The 14,907-nt window shown below is 73.5% G+C and carries 17 protein-coding genes and 1 pseudogene; 11 read left to right on the plus strand and 7 right to left on the minus strand.

What is annotated here, in order from left to right:
• Nucleotide 1: 1 nt before the first annotated feature.
• Nucleotides 2-1,396, minus strand: a complete 1,395-nt coding sequence (cysS, locus tag FIV44_RS08795) for a cysteine--tRNA ligase (protein ID WP_141004112.1) — start codon at nt 1,394-1,396, stop codon at nt 2-4.
• A 9-nt stretch (nt 1,397-1,405) separates the two neighbouring features.
• Entirely contained in the window at nt 1,406-2,155 is a 750-nt protein-coding gene (locus FIV44_RS08800; protein ID WP_141004113.1) for a hypothetical protein, read from the minus strand.
• Nucleotides 2,156-2,216: 61 nt separating this feature from the next.
• On the opposite strand from FIV44_RS08800, the gene FIV44_RS08805 reads away from it, so the two are divergent.
• Together FIV44_RS08805 and FIV44_RS08810 are read left to right on the plus strand one after the other, a co-directional pair.
• On the plus strand, nt 2,217-2,810 hold the full coding sequence (locus tag FIV44_RS08805; RefSeq protein ID WP_219996354.1) for a TetR/AcrR family transcriptional regulator: 594 nt from the start codon (nt 2,217-2,219) through the stop codon (nt 2,808-2,810).
• A 78-nt stretch (nt 2,811-2,888) separates the two neighbouring features.
• Nucleotides 2,889-4,130, plus strand: coding sequence for a C39 family peptidase (locus tag FIV44_RS08810; RefSeq protein ID WP_141004114.1), 1,242 nt, complete (start codon nt 2,889-2,891; stop codon nt 4,128-4,130).
• An 80-nt stretch (nt 4,131-4,210) separates the two neighbouring features.
• On the opposite strand, the gene FIV44_RS08815 is transcribed toward FIV44_RS08810, so the two are convergent.
• Nucleotides 4,211-5,746: a molybdopterin-dependent oxidoreductase gene (locus tag FIV44_RS08815; protein ID WP_141004115.1), complete on the minus strand. Its 1,536-nt coding sequence runs from the start codon at nt 5,744-5,746 to the stop codon at nt 4,211-4,213.
• 46 nt (nt 5,747-5,792) lie between these two features.
• Here FIV44_RS08815 and ispF point away from each other — a divergent pair, with 46 nt between their 5' ends.
• Entirely contained in the window at nt 5,793-6,284 is a 492-nt protein-coding gene (gene ispF / locus FIV44_RS08820; RefSeq protein WP_425465160.1) for a 2-C-methyl-D-erythritol 2,4-cyclodiphosphate synthase, read from the plus strand.
• On the opposite strand, the gene FIV44_RS08825 is transcribed toward ispF, so the two are convergent.
• Nucleotides 6,274-6,903 (minus strand): dihydrofolate reductase family protein, encoded by a 630-nt coding sequence (locus tag FIV44_RS08825; RefSeq protein ID WP_181411060.1) that lies wholly within the window; start codon nt 6,901-6,903, stop codon nt 6,274-6,276. The two genes, ispF and FIV44_RS08825, sit on opposite strands and share 11 nt — an antisense overlap.
• 100 nt (nt 6,904-7,003) lie before the next feature.
• Here FIV44_RS08825 and FIV44_RS08830 point away from each other — a divergent pair, with 100 nt between their 5' ends.
• The 4 genes and pseudogenes from FIV44_RS08830 to FIV44_RS33100 all read left to right on the plus strand — a co-directional run bounded on the left by FIV44_RS08830 (nt 7,004) and on the right by FIV44_RS33100 (nt 9,305).
• The gene (locus FIV44_RS08830; RefSeq protein WP_141004116.1) at nt 7,004-7,492 is read left to right on the plus strand and encodes a winged helix-turn-helix transcriptional regulator; all 489 of its coding nucleotides are present in this window, start codon (nt 7,004-7,006) and stop codon (nt 7,490-7,492) included.
• A gap of 103 nt (nt 7,493-7,595) precedes the next feature.
• Entirely contained in the window at nt 7,596-8,546 is a 951-nt protein-coding gene (locus tag FIV44_RS08835) for an alpha/beta fold hydrolase (protein WP_141004117.1), read from the plus strand.
• Between the two features lie 25 nt (nt 8,547-8,571).
• Nucleotides 8,572-8,967: pseudogene (locus FIV44_RS33095) on the plus strand (IspD/TarI family cytidylyltransferase); the annotation flags it as partial.
• A gap of 98 nt (nt 8,968-9,065) precedes the next feature.
• A complete protein-coding gene (locus tag FIV44_RS33100; protein WP_281285816.1) occupies nt 9,066-9,305 on the plus strand; it encodes a 2-C-methyl-D-erythritol 4-phosphate cytidylyltransferase in 240 nt (79 codons plus the stop codon).
• Here FIV44_RS33100 and FIV44_RS08845 read toward each other — a convergent pair.
• Both FIV44_RS08845 and FIV44_RS08850 read right to left on the minus strand, forming a co-directional pair.
• The gene (locus FIV44_RS08845) at nt 9,289-9,897 is read right to left on the minus strand and encodes a 2-C-methyl-D-erythritol 4-phosphate cytidylyltransferase (protein ID WP_141004118.1); all 609 of its coding nucleotides are present in this window, start codon (nt 9,895-9,897) and stop codon (nt 9,289-9,291) included. The two genes, FIV44_RS33100 and FIV44_RS08845, sit on opposite strands and share 17 nt — an antisense overlap.
• Nucleotides 9,898-9,937: 40 nt before the next feature.
• Complete coding sequence (locus FIV44_RS08850; protein WP_028654642.1) at nt 9,938-10,423, minus strand: CarD family transcriptional regulator; 486 nt, start codon at nt 10,421-10,423, stop codon at nt 9,938-9,940.
• Nucleotides 10,424-10,630: 207 nt separating this feature from the next.
• On the opposite strand from FIV44_RS08850, the gene FIV44_RS08855 reads away from it, so the two are divergent.
• From FIV44_RS08855 to FIV44_RS08870, 4 genes are all read left to right on the plus strand, one after another.
• Entirely contained in the window at nt 10,631-11,674 is a 1,044-nt protein-coding gene (locus tag FIV44_RS08855; protein ID WP_141004119.1) for a UbiA family prenyltransferase, read from the plus strand.
• A 59-nt stretch (nt 11,675-11,733) separates the two neighbouring features.
• Entirely contained in the window at nt 11,734-12,357 is a 624-nt protein-coding gene (locus FIV44_RS30355; protein WP_181411061.1) for a copper chaperone PCu(A)C, read from the plus strand.
• Nucleotides 12,357-13,103, plus strand: a complete 747-nt coding sequence (locus tag FIV44_RS08865; protein WP_141004120.1) for a phosphoglyceromutase — start codon at nt 12,357-12,359, stop codon at nt 13,101-13,103. The genes FIV44_RS30355 and FIV44_RS08865 overlap by 1 nt, the downstream gene beginning before the upstream one ends.
• Before the next feature lie 698 nt (nt 13,104-13,801).
• Nucleotides 13,802-14,170 carry a hypothetical protein gene (locus FIV44_RS08870; protein WP_141004121.1) on the plus strand — a complete coding sequence of 123 codons (369 nt, stop codon included), beginning with the start codon at nt 13,802-13,804 and terminating at the stop codon, nt 14,168-14,170.
• Nucleotides 14,171-14,220: 50 nt separating this feature from the next.
• Here the strand turns inward: FIV44_RS08870 and phoU are convergent, their stop codons facing one another.
• Nucleotides 14,221-14,874: a phosphate signaling complex protein PhoU gene (phoU, locus tag FIV44_RS08875; RefSeq protein WP_141004122.1), complete on the minus strand. Its 654-nt coding sequence runs from the start codon at nt 14,872-14,874 to the stop codon at nt 14,221-14,223.
• Between the last annotated feature and the right edge of the window lie 33 nt (nt 14,875-14,907).

The following is a 14,907-nucleotide window of genomic DNA, read 5'->3' on the forward strand; positions in this document are numbered from 1 at the left end:
CTCAGCTCACCGTCCAGGTGGGTCCGTCGGGGGTGTCGGTGACCTCGATGCCGGCCGCCTTGATCCGGTCGCGGAGGGCGTCGGCGCGGGCCCAGTCCTTGTCGGCGCGGGCCTGCGCGCGCTCCTCGAGCAGCCCGGCGACGAGCGCGTCGACGGCGGCGCTGAGCCGCTCCTCGGCGTCCGAGCCGCCGCTGCCGGCCCAGGCCGGGTCGGCCGGGTGGACGCCGAGGACGTCGAGCATCGCGGCGACCGCGCCGGCGGTGACGGTGACGTCCTCGCCCGCGGCGAGCTGGCGGTTGCCCTCGCGCACGGTGTCGTAGAGGACGGCGACCGCGGCCGGCGTACCGAGGTCGTCGTCCATGGCGGCGGCGAAGGCCTCGGGCAGCTCGCCGGCGGCGGGAGCGCCGGCGCGGTCGAGGAAGGACACGATCCGGCGGTAGCCCGCGGCCGCCTCGTCGAGGGCCTCGAAGCTGAACTCCACGTGGGAGCGGTAGTGCGCCGCGACGATGTAGAACCGCAGCTCGGCGCCGCGGTAGCGCTCCAGGATGGCCGGGATCGACAGGGTGTTGCCGAGCGACTTGCTCATCTTCTCGCCGGCGGTGGTGATCCACGCGTTGTGCATCCAGTACGACGCGAAGGCGCCGCCGGCCGCGCGCGACTGGGCCTGCTCGTTCTCGTGGTGGGGGAAGCGCAGGTCGACGCCGCCGCCGTGGATGTCGAAGGCGTCGCCGAGGTACTTGCCCGCCATCGCCGAGCACTCGATGTGCCAGCCGGGGCGCCCCGGCCCCCACGGGCTCGGCCAGGACGCGGTCTCCGGCTCGGACTCCTTGCGGCCCTTCCAGAGCGCGAAGTCGCGCGGGTCGCGCTTGCCGCGCGGGTCGGCGTCGGCCGCCGGCTCCATGTCGTCGACGCCCTGGTGGGTCAGCTCGCCGTACTGCGGCCAGGAGCGGACGTCGAAGTAGACGTCCCCGGAGCCGTCGTCGGCCGGGTACGCGTGGCCGCGCTCGATCAGCTTCTCGATGAGGACGATCATCTCCGGCACGTGCCCGGTCGCCGCCGGCTCATACGTCGGCGGCGCGACGTTGAGCGCGGCGTACGCCTTGTCCAGCTCGATCCTCATGGCGTAGGCGAGGTTGTACCAGGGGCGTCCCTGCTCGGCCGACTTCGCCAGGATCTTGTCGTCGATGTCGGTGATATTGCGGATGAACGTGACGTCGTACCCGCGGAAGCGCAGCCAGCGCTGGAGGACGTCGAAGTTGACCCCCGACCGGACGTGGCCGACGTGGGGCTCGCTCTGGACGGTCAGCCCGCAGACGTAGAGACCCGCCCTGCCCTCGTGGAGGGGCACGAAGTCGCGGACTTCGCGGGTCGCGGTGTCGTAGAGCCGGATGGTCACCGGGCCAGTCTAGGGAGCGGGGGCGCTGTCGCCCTCTTCCTGACCGCCGTTCGCCGTGGCGTTCTCCGTGGCGTTCTCCGTGCCGTTCGCCGCCTGCCGCCGCAGTTGCTCCTGCCGGCGGCGGCGCCGGACCTCGGCGCGGGCGACGGCGAACGCGACGATCACGGGGACGACGTACTTCGCGTTGTCCAGCAGCCAGCGCAGCCACGCCGGGAGGGCGAGGTCCGGCCACGGGATGGTGGGCAGGTCGATGTCGGGCCAGGGGATGCGTGGCAGGCGGATGTCCGGCCACGGGATGCTCGGCCAGGGGATGTCGGGCCACGGGATCGCGATGACGACCCGGGCGAGCAGCCAGGCGACGAGGAGCGAGAGGAGGACGCCGAGCACGGCGCCCCCGGTCTCGAGGAAGGTGTGGAGCCGCGGGTGGTGGAGCATCCGCCGCTCGCGGCGGTCGGCCCGGGAGCCCGGCTCGGGACGGAAGTCGACGCCGCCGGGGACCACGCCGGCGCCCGCGAGCTCGGCCGGCTCCTCCAGCCAGGTCACCCGCCGGGCGGGCCCGAGGAAGCGGGGCAGCCTGACGAACACCGCCCCGCCGCCGTCCTCCTCGGGGGTGAGCTGGACCCGCTCGTCGTGGGTCCTCCGCTCGGCGATCTGCTCGCCGTCGACCCGCCACACCAGGCGCTTGCCCAGGCCGGCGTCGCTGATCTCGATCTCGTGACGCCGGCCCGCGCGATCCAGGTGCCACAGCTCGCCGGCCACGCGGGCTATATTAACAGAGTGATCGCTCTAGTAATTCTCCCGGTCCCGTCGGCCGACTGACGTGGCGCGCACCGTCGACCCCGTCCGGCACGAGCAGCGCCGGCTGCAGATCATCGACGCCGCGCTGACCCGCTTCGCCGAGGACGGGTACGCCGGCGCCACCACCGCCGCGATCTGCCGGACCGCCGGCATCGGCTCGGGCACCTTCTTCCACTACTTCCCCACCAAGTCCGCGCTGCTGGTCGCGATCCTCGAGTACGGCACCGCGGAGACGACCGCCTGGTTCGCCGCCCGGCGAGACCGCGACGACGCCCGCCGGGTGCTCCTGGACTACGTCGCGCACACGGCCGACGAGCTGACCGACCCGCGCCTGCCCGGCTTCGTCCGGGCGGTCGCCTCGGTGATGGGCGAGCCGGACGTGGCCGTCGCGCTGGCCGCCGACGAACGCGCGCAACGGAGGGGGATCGCGACCTGGGTACGTCGCGCCCAGCGCGGCGGGGAGGTCCGCACCGACCTCTCCGCGTCCCGGCTCGCGGACTGGGTCTTCCTGCTGGTGGACGGCTTCACCGGGCGCCTCGCGTCCGATCCGGCGTTCTCGGTACGCCGCGAGCGGGGCGTGCTGCTCGACGCCGTGGACCGCCTCCTCGCCCCCTGAGCCCCGGATCGGCCCGGAGGAGCCTGGACCTTCGCCGAGCGTGTGACGCATGGGACTGGTGTGACGTACCGTGGGACGGTGCGCCGGTCCTTCCCCCACCCCGCCGTGTCCCTCGCCGCCCTGGCCGCAGCCGCCTGCCTGGTGGCCGGCGTCCTCGTCGCCGTCGGCCGTCCGGGCGCTCCCGCGGACGCCCGCCCCGAGGCCGCCGCCGCGGCCGCCGTCTCCGACCGGCAGGTCGACCTCGAGCGGTTCACCGCGCCGGGGCCGTGGAAGGCCGGCGGGACGCGGACCAAGTTCGGGCGGAAGTACGACGTCGTGCGCTGGAAGAGCCGCTGGGTCACCCCCGGCTTCGACTTCACCGAGCTGATCGCGTCCTGGTCGGCCCGCACCCCCGGCACCAGCTGGATCGAGGTGCAGGTCCGCGGCCGGTCCGCGGCGGGAGCCAGGACGAGCTGGGACACCCTGGCCCGCTGGGCGGCCAAGGACAAGAAGATCGAGCGGCGGTCCGGCGGCGCGCAGGCGGACGACGGCACCCGGGTCGCCACCGACACGTGGCGGACGGCCGGGCTGGCGTCGTACAAGATCCGGATCAGGGCGCACCACCAGCGCGGGAGGAAGGTGCCGAAGGTCGCCTTCGCCACGGCCATGACGTCCCGGCTGCCGGCGGGCGTGGGCGCGGTGTCCGCGCCCGGCGTGGCGAGCGCCGCGGGCGGCCTGGAGCTGGCGGTGCCGCGGTACTCCCAGATGGTCCACGCGGGGCACTACCCGCAGTGGGGCGGCGGCGGTGAGGCCTGGTGCTCGCCGACGTCGACCGCGATGGTGCTCGGCTACTACGGCCGCCTGCCCGGCCCCGGCAGCTACTCCTGGGTGCCGGCCGGGCACCCGGACCCGTGGGTGGACGCCACCGCGCGGGCGACGTACGACCATGCGTACAAGGGGACCGGGAACTGGCCGTTCAACACGGCGTTCGCGGCCAAGCGGGTCGGCGAGGCGTTCGTGACCCGGCTGCGCGACCTCACCGACGCCGAGCTGCTCGTCCGGGCGGGCATCCCGCCGGTCGTCTCCATCGCGTTCGCGCGCGGCGAGCTCACCGGCGCCCCGATCTCGTCCTCCAACGGGCACCTGCTGGTGATCGTCGGCTTCACCGCCACCGGCGACGTGATCGTCAACGATCCCGCCGCCGCGGGCGCCGCCGGCGTACGGCGGGTCTACCCCCGCGCCCAGCTGGAGAAGATCTGGCTCCGGGCCTCGGGCGGCATGGCGTACGTCATCCACGACGCCGCGCACCCGCTGCCGCCCTCCCCCGGCGGCAACTGGTAGGTCCGGCTCGGGCCCGCCGCCAGCGTCTGGCCGCCAGGCGGCCTCAGCCAGGTCTCACCTCGACTGCGACACGCTCGCGCCTATCCAGCACTGAACTCGACGGTGTGCCAGCCGGTGGCGCCGTCGGGGAGGACGTCCGCGACGGCGCCGGTCTGGGTCCGGCCGTCCGTGTCGACCGCCCGGACCCGGAGCTGGTGGTCGCCCGGCTCGACGTCGAGGACGACGCGCCACTGCACCCAGGTGTCGATGTTGGGGGTGGCGGCGAGGCGGGCCCGCTGCCAGCGGCCGCCGTCGACCTGGACCTCGACGGCGGAGATGCCGGTGTGCTGGAACCAGGCCACGCCCGCGCACACCATCTCGCCGGCGGGGACGTCGGCACCGTTCCTGGGGACCTCGATCTTGGACGCGATCTTGACCGGGCCGTGCTCGGCCCACCCCTTCTCGGTCCAGTACGCCGTGATCTCGTCGAAGCGGGTGACCTCCATGTCGACCACCCACTTGCAGGCCGACACATACCCGTAGAGCCCCGGCACGATGGTGCGCACCGGGAAGCCGTGCTCGATCGGCAGCGGCTCGCCGTTCATCGCCACGGCGAGCATCGCGTTGCGCTCGTCCATCAGCGCCGCGAGCGGCGTACCGCAGGTCCAGCCGTCCTCCGAGGTCTGCAGCACCGCGTCGGCACCGTCCTTCGGCCCGGCCTCGGCGAGGATCGCGGCCAGCCGGACGCCGCTCCACCACGCGTTGCCGATGAGGTCGCCGCCGACCTCGTTGGACACGCAGTTGAGGGTGATCCAGTCCTCGGCGATCTCCCGGCGCACCAGGTCGGCGTACGACAGCCGCAGCTCGCGGTCGACCATCCCGTGGATCCGCAGCTCCCAGTCGGCGGGCGCGATGGTCGGTTTGATGAACGCCGTGTCGATCCGGTAGAAGTCGTCGTTCGGCGTCTGCCAGGGCGAGACGCCCTCGACGCCGACGCTCACTCCGTCCGGTACGACGGGCGCGGTCACGCCCTCGATCCGCAGCAGTCGCCGGCTCTGCTCGGCGCGGCGGCGGGCGTTGCTCGCGACCCGGCCGATCAGCCCGCCGGCCGCGGCGACGGCGGCCGTCGCGCCGGCGGCGACGAAGAAGTGGCGGCGGGTGTGCATCGGCTCGGCGGCCGGGTCCTCGCTCTCCTCGACCAGCTCCCAGCGGCGCAGCCACTCCGCCAGGACCGCGAGCACGACCACCCAGCCGAGCAGCCCGACGACGACCGGGGCGAGGTCGACCAGGCTCGGCGTCGGCTTGGTGACCACCGCGAGCACGCCGATGCCGGCGAGCACGACGTACCCCGTCATCGCCGCCCACCACCGGCGGTGCGCCAGCCGACCGAGCCAGGCGAACACGATCGCGAGGACCACCAGGATGCCGAGGACCAGCACCTTCTTGTCGGTGGTGTCGAAGGTGTCGATCGCCCATTTCGCCACCTTGCCGGGCGTCAGCGCGGTGATGCCCTCGGCGACCGCGACGACCGGCGAGTCCCGCACATGCAGCAGCGCCGCCGCGGCGTAGCTGAGCGCCAGGCCGACGGCCCCGGCGAGCAGCCCGGCCAGCGGCCACCAGGCACGGGAGTTCCTCACCCGTCCGATTCTCCCCCACGGCCCCGGGCTCAGGCATGATCGGGCCGTGATCTCCGCAGGCCTCCGCATCGGCATCGGCTCCGACGTCCACCGCCTCGTCCCGCGTGGGCCGCAGGATTCGCCGCTCGCGCTCGGCGGCCTCACCTGGCCCGACGAGGACGTCCGCCTCGAGGGTCACTCGGACGCCGACGTGGCCGCGCACGCGGCTTGCGACGCGCTGCTCTCGGCCGCCGGGCTGGGCGATCTGGGCTCCAACTTCGGTACGGCGGAGCCCGCGTGGGCCGGGGCGAGCGGCGCGGCCCTGCTCGGGGAGACCCGGCGCCGGGTCGAGGCCGCGGGCTTCGCGGTCGTCAACGTCGCGGTGCAGGTGATCGGGAACCGGCCGAAGGTGGGCCCGCGGCGCGCCGAGGCGGAGGCGGCGCTCGGCGACGTCCTCGGGGCGCCGGTGTCGCTCTCGGCGACGACCACCGACGGGCTCGGCCTGACCGGGCGCGGCGAGGGCGTCGCGGCGATCGCGACGGCGCTGCTCACCTCCTGACCTCCGAAGCGCCAGGAGAGCGCCGCCTCGCGCCGGGTTCCGCCGGGTCGCGTTCCGCCAGGTCGATGGGCCGGTAGCGCACCCGGACCGTGGACGTCGCGTCGCCCTCGTCGGCGAGTGGGCTGAGACGGATCGGGACACCGCCGGGCCTGCTGTAGAGCCGAATGCCCTCACCGAGCAGGACCGGCGCGATGTGCAGGTCGATCTCGTCGATCAGCCCCCGTTCGAGAAGCTGGGCGCCGATGTTCGGGGAGAACACCATGATGTCCCTGCCTCCCGCGGCCGCCAGCGCGAGCTGCACGACCTCGGCCGGGTCGCGACGCAGGAACGTCACGTCCTCAGCGGGCTCTGCGTCCTCGGGATGGTGGGTGAGGACGAAGATCGGGCCACGCCATGCACCACCCCACGGGCGGTGCCCCCCGGGCGAGTCCCAGCCGTCACGCCCCGTGACGATCGCGCCGGTTCGCTCGATGTACCCCTCGATCACGCCCGGCTCCGCGCGATATCCGCCGGTCCGCATCCAGTCCATGTCGTGGTTGCGCGCTGCGACGAATCCGTCCAGCGACATCATGAAGCTCCACAGCACCCTTCCGCGCCGGTCGTCCTGCTCGGTGGCCATGATCCGCCCCTCACCACTAGTGATCTGCAACTGGTTGTCATCGTAGGAAATCCAGTTGTAGTCTGCAAGTGGTCTGTCCTGGCGGGAGGAGGTGGCGTCGATGGAACGGCGCTCCGGGTGCCCGATCAACCTCTCCCTCGAGGTGTTCGGCGACAAGTGGTCGTTGATCGTGGTCCGGGACATGATGTTCGGCAACCGGCGGCACTTCAACGTGCTCCTCGCGAACTCCGACGAGGGCATCGCCTCCAACATCCTGGCCGACCGGCTGCAGCGCCTCGTCGAGCTGGGCATGATCACTCGCGCACCCGATCCCAGCCACAAGCAGAAGGTGCTGTACAGCCTCGCCGAGCCGGCGATCCAGCTGGTGCCGGTGCTCGCGCACCTCGGCGCATGGGGCCGTCGCCACCTCCCGGTGAGCCGCGAGCTGTCGGTCCGTGCCGAGCTCCTCGAGCGCGGCGGGCCCGAGTTCTGGGATCGCTTCATGGATGAGCTGCGCCACCAGCATCTCGGCATCCCCCGACCGGAGGGAACCCGGTCGGCCTTCGACGAGCTGCGCGAAGCGTACGAAGCCGAGCTCGCGCGGACCTGAGCCTGAACGGGCCGCGCCTGTGTAGCGTGACACCCCGTCGCACAGAACCTGCCACGTCGGCGGATCACGGGGCAGGGTGGGGCGACTCAGCGAGGGGGTACCGATGTCCGACCACACCGTGATCACCGAGGACGGCCTGCGGATCCACGTGACCGTGCGGGGCCGGGACGACGCACCGCTGACGGTGCTGCTCTCGCATTGCTGGACCGCCGAGGAGTCGGACTGGCACTACCAGGTGACCGACCTGCTGGCGCGGTACGGCCGCGACATCCGCGTCGTGACCTGGGACCACCGCGGGCACGGGCAGTCCGACCGCGCGCCCGAGGCCGCCTGCACCATCCCCCACCTGGCCCGCGACCTCGGCCTCGTGGTCGACACCTACGCCCCGGACGGGCCGCTGGTCGTCGCCGGCCACTCGGTCGGCGGCATGACGATCACGGCGATCCCGGAGGAGCGGCCCGACCTGATGCCGCGGATCGTCGGCGCCCTGTTCGTCAGCACGACGAGCGGCGAGCTCTCCCAGGTGACGCTCGGCCTGCCCGCGATGGCCGGGGCGGTGCTGCGCGACCGGCTGCCGTTCATCCTCGCCAACCGGTCGCGGATGCTCAGCCTCAGCCGCCGGGAGAAGTTCCCCACCATCGAGCGCCAGATCGCCCGCCGGTTCCTGTTCGGCCGCCCGGCCCGCTCCCGCGACGTCGCGCATGTCGTCGACCAGCTCGTGCACGCCTGGCCCGAGACCATGTCCGGCTTCTTCAAGGACATGATGAGCCACGACCGGATCGGGAACCTCGCCGCGTTCGACGACATCCCGACCACCGTCCTCGTCGGCACCCGCGACCTGCTCACCCCGCCCGAGCACGCCGGCAAGATCGCCCGCGGCATCCGCGGCGCCCGGCTCCTCGTCGCCCCGGACGCCGGCCACTACCTGCCGTTCGAGCGCCGCGAGCTGGTCAGCGGCGAGCTGTTCGTGCTGGTCGACCGGGCCCTGTCCCGGCTCGCGGACCAGCCGCGGGAGGACGTCGTACGCCGGGGGCGGCACCGCGCCCGCGCCTGACCCCGGCGCTGGCTACCCTCGCGGGGTGACGACTCCCCCGACCGCCGCCGTCGTCGTCCTCGCCGCCGGGAGCGGCAGCCGCGTCGGCGCCGAGGTCAACAAGATCCTGCTGCCGCTGCGCGGACGGCCCGTGCTGGCGTGGTCGGTCCGGACCGCGCTGGAGGTGCCGGACGTCGACCCGGTCGTGGTCGTCCACCGGCCCGGCGAGCGCGCCGACGCCGGGGCGGCGCTGCTCCCGGTGATCGGCGAGCGGGAGGTGCTGCTCGTCGAGGGCGGCGCGACCCGCCAGGACTCCGAGCAGGCGGCGCTCACCGCCCTGGCCCCGCGGGTGGCCGACGGGAGCGTCGACGTGGTCGCGATCCACGACGGCGCGCGGCCGCTGGCAGGGGCGGAGCTGTTCGAGCAGGCGATCGCCACGGCGCGGCGGTACGGCGGCGCCGTACCCACGCACGAGCTGGCCGGCCTGGCCCCCGCGACCCGGCGGCGGCACCGGCGCCCGGCGGCCGCGGCGCCCGGCTGGTGGGCGTCGCGACGCCGCAGGCGTTCCGGGCCGCTCCCCTGCTGGCGGCCTACGCGGCCGCGGCCGAGGCGGGCTTCGACGGCACCGACACCGCGGCGACGTTCACGGAGTTCGCGCCCGCGGGGCACGAGGTGCGGGCGGTGCCGTCCGGGCCCGGCAACCTCAAGGTGACCTTCGCCGAGGACCTGCAGGTGGCGGACCGCCTGCTGGGACGGGCGGGTTCTAGCGCGGCTCGGTGAGGGCGGCGAGCACCGCGAGGTCGTCGTCGGAGGCGACCCGGCGGGCCTGGGGCGGGGCCTCGACGAGCTGGACCCGCTCGGCGCCGTACCGTCGGCGCAGCTCGGCCACCAGCTCGACGAAGTCGATCGAGGGCAGCGAGCCGCCCTCGCCCAGCAGGTCCGCGACCAGGGACGCCGGCAGCACGACCGGGGAGCAGACGGCGACGAGGGCGTCGCGGTCCACCGTGGCGCCGACCGCCTCCCCGCCCTCGGCGGGGCGGACCTCCTTGACGGTGTCGGTCACCGGGCGCACGCCGACCACGACCCGGTCCTCGACGGCGGCCCGCTCGGCGCACCGGCGCAGGAAGTCCGGCGGCGTCATCGGGCACAGCGGGTCGTGCAGGACCAGCGGCTCGCCGCGCTCGACGACGACCTCCCAGGGCACGGTCTGGTCGAGCAGGTCGATCCCGGCCTCGCCGGCGGCCCAGGCCGCGGAGGCGACGAGCGACTCGCCGTGGATCAGGTGGAACGGCAGGGCGCCACGGCCCTCCTCCACCACGATCCCGGAGACGGGGGCGGAGATGTCGACGGCGTCATACGGATGTGGGTTCATCGGAACCCACCGTATGACGCCGTCGTTGGTGTCAAGCTGCCTACGAGGCGAGTACCTCGTCGAGGATGGTCTCGGCCTTGTCCTCGTTGGTGTTCTCGCACAGGGCGAGCTCGGAGACCAGGATCTGGCGGGCCTTGGCCAGCATCCGCTTCTCGCCCGCGGACAGGCCGCGGTCGCGCTCGCGGCGCCACAGGTCGCGGACGACCTCGGCCACCTTCATGACGTCGCCACTGTGGAGCTTCTCGAGGTTCGCCTTGTAGCGCCTCGACCAGTTGGTCGGCTCCTCGACGTGCTCGGCACGGAGCACCCCGAAAACCCGGTCCAGCCCGTCCTTGTCCACGACATCCCGAACACCCACGAGATCGAGGTTGTCGGCCGGCACACGGACCACGAGGTCCTGCTGGGCGACAATCCGAAGCACGAGGTACTGCCGTTCCTGGCCCTTGATCGTCCGCATCTCGATGTTCTCGATGACCGCGGCCCCGTGATTGGGGTAGACGACCGTTTCGCCGACGGTGAAAGTCATATGAGCAAAACCCCTTCCTAGGGTGACCTATCTTACCACGGGATCGACGACTCTCCGAATGCGTTTGCGCAGGTCAGGGGCACAATCACCGGCTTGACAAGTGACCGAACCTGTGGTGGCGACGGGCCGCGACCGGTCCCCGGCGAGTGGGCGCCCGATCGGCGGGCCCGCCCCCACACGGCTCGGCGGTGGTCAATACTGCTCGCCATGGCGAAGATGCAGCGCTGGCGGCGCGGCCGCTCTGCCGGGGAGGACACCCTCTCCGCGGAGGCTCCCGAGGACGTCCTCGACGAGAGCGCCGCGGAGACCCTCGAGGTGGAGCTCGACGAGGTCGACGAGGTGGCCGCCGAGGAGGAGCCCACGCTCGACGAGGAGCCCGAGCTCGACGCGCTCGAGGAGACCGAGGAGACCGAGGAACCGGAGGCGGAGACCCCCGAGCCCGACGACGCGGAGCCCGAGGACCCGGACCTGGACGACGAGCGCCCCCCGCTGCCGCACGTCCCGGAGCGGTCCGGCCTGAGCGGCTGGCTGCTCGGCGGCCGGGAGCCGGCGGACGTCGTACCCCTCCAGCTGCTGCAGGCCGCGCACGCCAAGCAGGCGATCACCACCGCGCTCGCGATGGGCCTGGTCGCCGCGGTGGCCGGGCGCCCGGCGCGGGAGGCCGGCGTGGTCCTGGTGACGGTGCTCGTCGGCCAGACCATCCTCGGCTGGCACAACGACATCGTCGATCGCCAGCGCGACCAGGCGCACGGCCTGACCGGCAAGCCGATCGCGGCGGGCCGCCTCGAGGTCGGCACCGCGTGGTACGCCATCGTGGTCGCCTTCCTGCTGCTCATCCCGCTCGCGACGACGACCGGCGTGCGGGCGGGCGCCTTCTACGTCGGCTCGGTGGCGGTGGCCATGCTCGGCAATGTCGTGCTGCGGACCGGGTTCTGGTCCTGGTGGTCGTGGGCGGCGTCGTACGCCCTGCTGCCGGCGTACCTCTCCTGGGGCGGCTGGGGCGGCAAGGCGGTCGGCAGCGCCCCGGAGACCTCGATCGTGGTGCTCGCCGCGCTGCTGGGCGTCGGGATCCACTTCATGCGGGCCGTGTGGGGGCTGGTGGCGGACCACGAGGACGGCTGGACCTACCTGCCGCTCAAGCTCGGCCTCAAGCTCGGCGCGACCCGGCTGCTGGCGCTCTCGACGCTCTACACCGTCGTCATCGTGGTCCTGCTCGTGGTGGCCGGTGCCCGGGTCGGCCTCAGCCGCTGACCGACGCTAGAGTGAGCCCGCTCGCGCACTGAACCGATCCGACCCGGAGGCCCGCCGACATGCCCCACCTGCGCCGATCCGCGCTCGCCGGACTGCTGCTGGCGGTCGTTCCCGCCACGGCCCTCGGCGGCTGCGGGTTCGACTACCCCACCGACCGGGTCAACACCATCGCCGGGGGCGTCAACGACCGCAGCGGCGACGTCGACGCGCTCGGCATCCGGGTGCTCGCGACGGCGCAGGGCGAGGGCCGGCTGATCGGCTCGCTGTCCAACAACCTGCGCGAGACCGCGTCGCTCGACGCCGTGTCGTCGTCCGCGGGCATCACCGCCGGCGCGTTCGAGCCGGTCGAGGTCGCGGGCCGCGGCACGGTCAACCTGGCCACCGCCGCCGTGGTCCCGCTCACCGGCGACTTCACGGCCGGCGACGTCGTGCCGCTCGAGCTGACGTTCAGCGACGGTACGACGCTCAGCCTCGACGTACCGGTCGTCAAGCCCTGCTTCCAGTACACCCAGGTCCCCACCGACCTCCCCAGCGAGGACCGGTCGGCCTCCGCGAAGGCGACCGACGGCGAGGCCGCCGACGTCGCCGCCGAGGAGGAGGGCGACGAGGCGCACGCCGAGGAGACCGGCGACGCCACCTTCAACTGCGCCGACCAGGCGCCCGAGCCCGAGAGCGCGCACTGATGACGTTCACGCTGGTCCTGCTCCGCCACGGCGAGAGCGAGTGGAACGCGAAGAACCTCTTCACCGGATGGGTCGACGTCGCCCTGACCGAGCAGGGCCGCGGCGAGGCGGTCCGCGGCGGCGAGCTCCTCCGGGAGGCCGGCATCCTGCCGGACGTCGTCCACACCTCGCTGCAGCGCCGGGCGATCAACACCGCCGCGCTGGCGCTCGACGCCGCCGACCGGCACTGGATCCCCGTCCGCCGCTCCTGGCGCCTCAACGAGCGCCACTACGGCGCACTGCAGGGCAAGGACAAGAAGGCGGTCAAGGACGAGTACGGCGAGGAGCAGTTCATGCTCTGGCGCCGCTCCTTCGACGTCCCCCCGCCCCCGCTGGCCGACGACGACGAGTACTCCCCCGCCGGCGACCCCCGCTACGCCGACCTCGGCGACGAGCTCCCCCGCACGGAGGCGCTCAAGCAGGTCATCGAGCGGCTGCTCCCCTACTGGGACGCCGGGATCGTGCCGGACCTCCGCGCCGGCCACACCGTCCTCATCGCCGCCCACGGCAACAGCCTGCGCGCGATCGTGAAGCACCTCGACCAGATCAGCGACGCCGACATCGCCGGCCTCAACATCCCCACCGGGATGCCGCTGGTCTACGAGCTCGACGAGAGCACCCTCGCCCCCACCGTCCCCGGTGGCCGGTACCTCGACCCCGAGGCGGCCGCCGAGGCCGCCGCCGCCGTCGCCAACCAGGGGCGCTGACCCCCGCTCTGCGGGGGTCGTGTGCCTGAGAGCGCGGATATCCGGGGTCTCAGGCACACGACCCAGCGCGAGCGGGCGTACCTGTGGAGAACCGGAAGCCGAGGTTCGGCCCGACCCCGCCCGAGGGCAGGCCTCGGGGATGCGCCCGGACGTCCAGGATCTCGCCGCCCGCCAATCTGACATGCTCGCCCGCCGCCAGCTGACCGCGCTCGGCGTCGACTGGGACCAGGTCGAGCGCCAGGTCCGAGCCGGCCGGTGGGCCGCGCGGTCGCCCCGGGTCCTCAGTACCACGACAGGTGAGCTCACTGTCGAGCAACGACGCTGGCTCGGCGTGCTCCACGCCGGTCCACGCAGCCTGCTGGGCGGCCTGACCGCCGCCGCGCGTCACGGCCTGCAGGGATGGGACCGCCACGACGTGACCGTGCTGGTCGACGACGAGCTGTCGTTCGAGCCGGTCGACGGCATCCGCTTCTTCCGCTCACGACGCCCCGTTCGACCTGCTCCGCGACCCCCGCCCGGGCATCCCCTCCAGCCGGCTCGAGCCGGCGCTGCTCCTGTGGTCCGGGTACGACGCCTCGCTCCGCGCCGCCCACGGCGCACTCGCGGCGGCGGTCCAGCAGCGCCTGACCACTGCCTCGCGGCTGATCACCTGGACCGAGCAGCTCCGGCCGCTGCGGCGCGCGGCGGGATTCCGCCGGATGCTGCGCGACGTGGAGGGCGGCGTCCACTCGGGCGCCGAGCGCGACATCGCGCGGCTCTGCCGCAATTACGGCATCCCTCAGCCGACTCGCCAGCGCAGTCGGCTCGACTCCGCCGGCCGCCGGCGCTGGACCGACTGCGAGTGGCCGCTGCCGGGTGGCCGCGCGCTGGTGCTCGAGGTCGATGGATCGTTCCACATGGAGGTGGCGCAGTGGACGGCCGACCTGCGTCGGGCACGCCGGCTCACGACGCCCGACCGGGTCGTCGTACGGGCGTCCGCGTTCGAGGTGCGCCACGAGCCGGGCGAGGTGGCCCGCGACCTCATCGCCCTCGGCGTGCGCCCCCTCGTCGTGCGGTCGTGTGCCTGAGGACCCGGATATCCGCGTTCTCAGGCACACGACCCCCGCGGAGCGGGGGCTCAGGCGGCGGGAGCCGGGTTGTGGCCGGTGACGACGAAGATGACCCGGTTGGCGACCGAGACGGCGTGGTCGGCGATCCGCTCGTAGTAGCGGCCGAGCAGGGCGAGGTCGACGGCGGCCTCGACGCCGTGGGCCCACTCGCCGGAGAGCAGCTCGGTGAAGCTGCGGCGGCGGAGCTGGTCCATCTCCTCGTCGTCGCGGCCGAGGGCGATCGCGGCCTCGACGTCGCGGCCGGCGATGACCTCGGTGACCCGGGCGACCATGTCCTCGGCGACGGCGGCCATCCGCTCGAAGGTGGGGCGGACCTCGTCGGGGACGGCGACGTCGGGGACCCGCAGGCGGGCGATCTTGGCGACGTGGACGGACAGGTCGCCCATCCGCTCGAGCTCGGCGACCATGCGCAGCGCGGCGACGATGGTCCGCAGGTCGCCGGCGACCGGCTGCTGGAGGGAGAGCAGGGCGAAGGCGGAGTCCTCGACCTGCTCCCGCGCGCGGTCGATCTCGGCGTCGTTGCTGATGACCCGCTCCGCGATCGAGGAGTCGCCGGTCATCAGGGCCTCGGTGGCCTCCCCGACCGCGACCTGGACCCGGCGGGAGATGCCGGCGAGGTCGTCGAAGATCGCGTCGAGCTGGTCGGTGTAGGCATCACGCATGACGCCGAGCCTACGGAGGCGAGGTGTCCATCA

This window comes from Nocardioides humi, from assembly GCF_006494775.1.
Classification (GTDB): Bacteria; Actinomycetota; Actinomycetes; order Propionibacteriales; family Nocardioidaceae; genus Nocardioides; species Nocardioides humi.